Raw genomic sequence first — 4,056 nt, 5'->3', positions numbered from 1 at the left:
AGCCACTGGAGCACCTCAAAAACACCATCATACACTAAATCAGTAAGTTGGCAGCATCACCCAAAACGCAGATGCGAGAGGATAAGCTGTTTGATCCTACCCACGTAATATGGACACAGGCCTAAGCGAGGTTCTGGTTTTCAAATTGTTCCGGACTGAGGCCGCCACACCAACTGTGCCGCCGCCACCGATTGTAATCACATTCGATATAATTAAATACCGTTGCCCGCATTATTTCCCGGCTGATAAAGTGTTCTCCATGGATACATTCCACTTTCAGCGAATGAAAGAAGCTTTCCACGCAGGCATTATCGTAGCAGCAACCTTTTGCGCTCATACTTCCACGCAGATTATGCCGCTTCAGTTGCGCCTGATAATCTGCTGAACAGTACTGGCCTCCACGGACGCCCTTCTAAGTGTCAAGTCGTTATTTGAGTGCTGTTGATCTGCCGATTTTGATTTCGAAGCAGTGTGTAGACCTCGCGTGCGATATAACGTTTCAGGCAGCGCAGTGCTTCCATTTTTGAATGCCCCTCCGAGACTTTTTTCGCTACATAGTCCTGTGTTTTCGTGTCCGTGCGTAATCGGCCTATAGCGATGATATGCAGCGCGCTATTCGCTGCACGATCGCCACCCCGGTTCAGTCTGTGGCGATTTGTTTTACCTGATGAGACGGGAACGGGGCTAACTCCGCATAAGGCCGCGAAGCCAGACTCAGACTGAAGTCGTTGCGGGTTATCACCGGCTGTGATCAGCAACTGCGAAGCCGATTCATAGCCTATCGCATTACGCTTAATCAGCTCAGGTGCCAGTTCATCAACGATTGACGCGATCATTATGTCGAGGTCTGCTATTTCATCATGCAGTTCAAGGTATCGTCGGGCCAGCGATTTCAGGGCAATACGATAAGCATCCTGAACATTGCGATACGCCGTAACATCCGGGCGCCATGCGGCCAGGGTGCGGATCAGCTGCATCCGGGTCAGATTACGTATTTGATCGCGTAGTTCGTCCGGTGCAGAAACGATATCCATATGGATCATTTGCAGCGCAATACGACGCGCCGCAACGGCCGTTTTTCGGCAGACTTTCAAAACGCGAAGTGCTTCAATCATCCCGTTTCGTGTTTTAGGAGTGACAGTGCGTATTAGTGAGAAAGCTGCGTGGGCGGCACTTTCAGCATCGATAGTGTCATTTTTTCCACGCCTGCGACGCTCCATTTTATCCGGAGCTGTTACTTCCAGAACGGTGACTCCTGCATTCTGCAGGTAGCGCAGCAAGCCAGCGCCGTATGAGCCGGTACATTCAACGCCGATGCGGGTAACCGTTCCGAAAGATGTCATCCATATCAGCATTTGCCGATATCCCTGCCGGGTTGTCGCGAAAAATTCACTGCCTAAAATGCGGTTGTTTTCATCAACCACTGCAGCAACGTGCAGATCCTTGTGCGTATCAACGCCCCCCACAACAGACGGTGTGAGAACTGACTTAATCTTCGCCATAGCCTAATCCTGCTCTGAAACTTATCGTCGTTTCTCCTGACGATAACCCGGACAGGACAGTAATGAGACAAGCCGTCAGGCCCTTCTTGAGTCACGCGTATCGGTGAGGAGAAGCCTCGCATGAAGCCCTTTCCGTCAACCGACAGGTCCGGGGAAAGACATGCTGCTGGTCGATCAGTGTGAGAGTCAGGGAGCCGGAAAGTCTTCACTGCATCAGTGATCTCACCGGGTTGACAAAACAGCAAGTGTGGTGATGAAAACTGACACCGACATTCTTACTGTCCGTGTGAACGATAACGTTCCGGGGCCTCTTACGCCGCCACAGCGCCATCTGCAGGGCATCGCAGGCCAGTTGCGCCGTCATGCGTGGCGACATTGACCAGCCAATAACGGCACGTGACCACAGGTCAATGACCACTGCCAGATACAGCCAGCCTTCATCTGTACGTAAGTACGTGATGTCTCCTGCCCACTTCTGGTTCGGGCCACTGGCGTAAAAATCCTGCTCCAACAGATTTTCTGACACAGGCAGGCCGTGTGCGCGGTAGCTGACCGGGCTGAACTTCCGGGAGGCCTTTGCCCTCAGTCCCTGACGGCGCAGGCTTGCCGCCACGGTTTTTACGTTAAAGGGGTAACCCTGAGCACGCAGTTCATCCGTCAGGCGTGGGGCACCGTAACGCTGTTTTGACCGGGTAAAAGCCGCGAGGACAACGCTGTCGCAGTGTTGGCGGAACTGCTGACGCGTGCTTATCCTTGTCCGCCGCTGACACCACGTATACCAGCCGCTGCGGGCCACCCGGAGCACGCGGCACATTGCTTTGATGCTGAACTCAGCCTGATGTTTTTCAATAAAGACATACTTCATTTCAGGCGCTTCGCGAAGTATGTCGCGGCCTTTTGGAGGATAGCCAGCTCTTCATCCCGTTCTGCCAGCTGGCGTTTGAGACGTGCAATCTCGGTAGACATCTCCAGTTCACGTTCAGAAGACGTCTGCTGATTTTGCTGTTTACTGCGCCAGTTGTAGAGCTGTGATTCATACAGGCTGAGTTCACGGGCTGCGGCAGTAACACCGATGCGTTCAGCAAGCTTCAGGGCTTCACTGCGAAATTCAGGCGAATGCTGTTTACGGGGTTTTTTACTGGTTGATACTGTTTTTGTCATGTGAGTCACCTCTGACTGAGAGTTTACTCACTTAGCCGCGTGTCCACTATTGCTGGGTAAGATCAATCCTGCTATGCCTAGCACCACGATGTTGGCCGGATTCAGCTTCTCGATAAGTGCTGAAGTAAGACTAGCGGATCGGGTATTGCCCATTTTTCCTGCCGGGAACACAGCAACTTCGAAGCTTCTGTTAAGAACAGGCGAGTCGATATTGCCGAAGAAACCTGTCAGTGCAACACCTACCTGCTCTTGGGATTTAAAATCTGATCCTAGCATATCTATAACGACATCAAACTCCTCGCTTAGAGCCACGTAAAGCAAGATATCGATAGCCTTACCCATACTTATTACCTTCCTAAAGTTGATGTAGGCGGCTGGATCTGCGGCGCGCAGCAACCACTAAACTGAAACGTTCGTGTTGTTCTTAAAATCAATAGCTTGAATTTTATTGCACTTTATCAAATTCATTAAGCGGTAAGTGTGACGGACATAACCTACATCCGAACCCACGAAGGCTGGATGTATCTGGCCCTGGTGGTTGACCTGTTCTCCCGAAAAGTTATCGGCTGGTCAATGCAACCCCGCATGACAAAAGAGATTGTCTCGTATGTCGGAATTCTTTTTCTGAATGGATCAGGATATCGGGTCAGGGACAAAGGCCTCATGCAAATCCAATCAACCCTGACAATGCTACCGCCCTCAGAGAGCTGTTGTGATTAGATTTTGGTGTATCTAAATGTTACTAAGATTCATAAATTATTCAAGAAGACAATCAGATACAACCTAAATCTTGATTTGCCGGGTTATACGATTAATTTGGGAAATGCTGTAACTAAGTAAGTTGCCGAGAAATGCACATTAGGCGCCCATTTCCTACTAGTTCATGAAGTTATCTGGAGGTAGACTCAACTATAAATAGTGAATATACATTGAAATCATGTGGATAGCTAAATTTTGGTTTATGAACTAAATTCTCACACAACATAAGTTAAACGGTTTTTTGTCGTGCTGCTCCGTCAATTCTCCCCGGTAAACACTCCCGCAAAATCGCAGATTTCACGTAGCGCACCACCGTTACTGCCTCCATCAAAAATACTCACCAATATTTTTCGCACCACAAACAACCTAACATACTGTAAAACAACAAATTGTTTTCGCGCCGGTTGCGCATCGAGCGCGTTGGCCATCAGCTGATCGCGCGGCGACCGCTCCAGTATTTTTGAACAAGATTTCACGCGCTCCGGGCGACGTGTCCGGGACACTGGCGGCATCACTCCGGGCAGATCTCAACTGCCGGGTAGTAATTCCTCCGGCAGTTAGACATACAGCGCTGGTAATGACTCCAACTTATTGATAGTGTTTTATGTTCAGATAATGCCCGATGACTTTGTCA

3 protein-coding genes and 3 pseudogenes are annotated in these 4,056 nt (G+C 49.8%); 1 reads left to right on the top strand and 5 read right to left on the bottom strand.

Features of this window, described 5'->3' with window-relative positions; all coding sequences use genetic code 11:
- Window positions 1–121: 121 nt before the first annotated feature.
- The 4 genes and pseudogenes from CJP72_RS23900 to CJP72_RS23880 all read right to left on the bottom strand — a co-directional run.
- A pseudogene (locus CJP72_RS23900) lies at window positions 122–403 on the bottom strand (IS3 family transposase); the annotation flags it as partial.
- 16 nt (window positions 404–419) lie between these two features.
- Entirely contained in the window at window positions 420–1,502 is a 1,083-nt protein-coding gene (locus CJP72_RS23895) for an IS110 family transposase (RefSeq protein WP_162383737.1), read from the bottom strand.
- Between the two features lie 280 nt (window positions 1,503–1,782).
- Window positions 1,783–2,663: pseudogene (locus tag CJP72_RS23890) on the bottom strand (IS3-like element IS3 family transposase); the annotation flags it as partial.
- A 27-nt stretch (window positions 2,664–2,690) separates the two neighbouring features.
- Complete coding sequence (locus tag CJP72_RS23880) at window positions 2,691–3,005, bottom strand: hypothetical protein (RefSeq protein ID WP_001543753.1); 315 nt, start codon at window positions 3,003–3,005, stop codon at window positions 2,691–2,693.
- A 138-nt stretch (window positions 3,006–3,143) separates the two neighbouring features.
- Between CJP72_RS23880 and CJP72_RS23875 the strand changes: the two are divergent.
- Window positions 3,144–3,263, top strand: a pseudogene (locus tag CJP72_RS23875) (DDE-type integrase/transposase/recombinase); the annotation flags it as partial.
- A gap of 416 nt (window positions 3,264–3,679) precedes the next feature.
- On the opposite strand, the gene CJP72_RS23870 reads toward CJP72_RS23875, so the two are convergent.
- Complete coding sequence (locus tag CJP72_RS23870; protein WP_162383736.1) at window positions 3,680–3,925, bottom strand: hypothetical protein; 246 nt, start codon at window positions 3,923–3,925, stop codon at window positions 3,680–3,682.
- Window positions 3,926–4,056: the final 131 nt, after the last annotated feature.

The sequence above is a fragment of the Citrobacter sp. NCU1 genome, assembly GCF_010231475.1.
In the GTDB taxonomy this organism is placed as follows: Bacteria; Pseudomonadota; Gammaproteobacteria; order Enterobacterales; family Enterobacteriaceae; genus Citrobacter_D.
The sequence above is the reverse complement of the archived record's forward strand: the minus strand, read 5'-3'. Positions and strand labels throughout refer to the sequence as shown.

Coding starts and splice junctions, on each gene's coding strand:
- CJP72_RS23880 (WP_001543753.1), bottom strand. CDS start 3,005: ATGGGTAAGGCTATCGATATCTTGCTTTACGTGGCTCTAAGCGAGGAG.
- CJP72_RS23895 (WP_162383737.1), bottom strand. CDS start 1,502: ATGGCGAAGATTAAGTCAGTTCTCACACCGTCTGTTGTGGGGGGCGTT.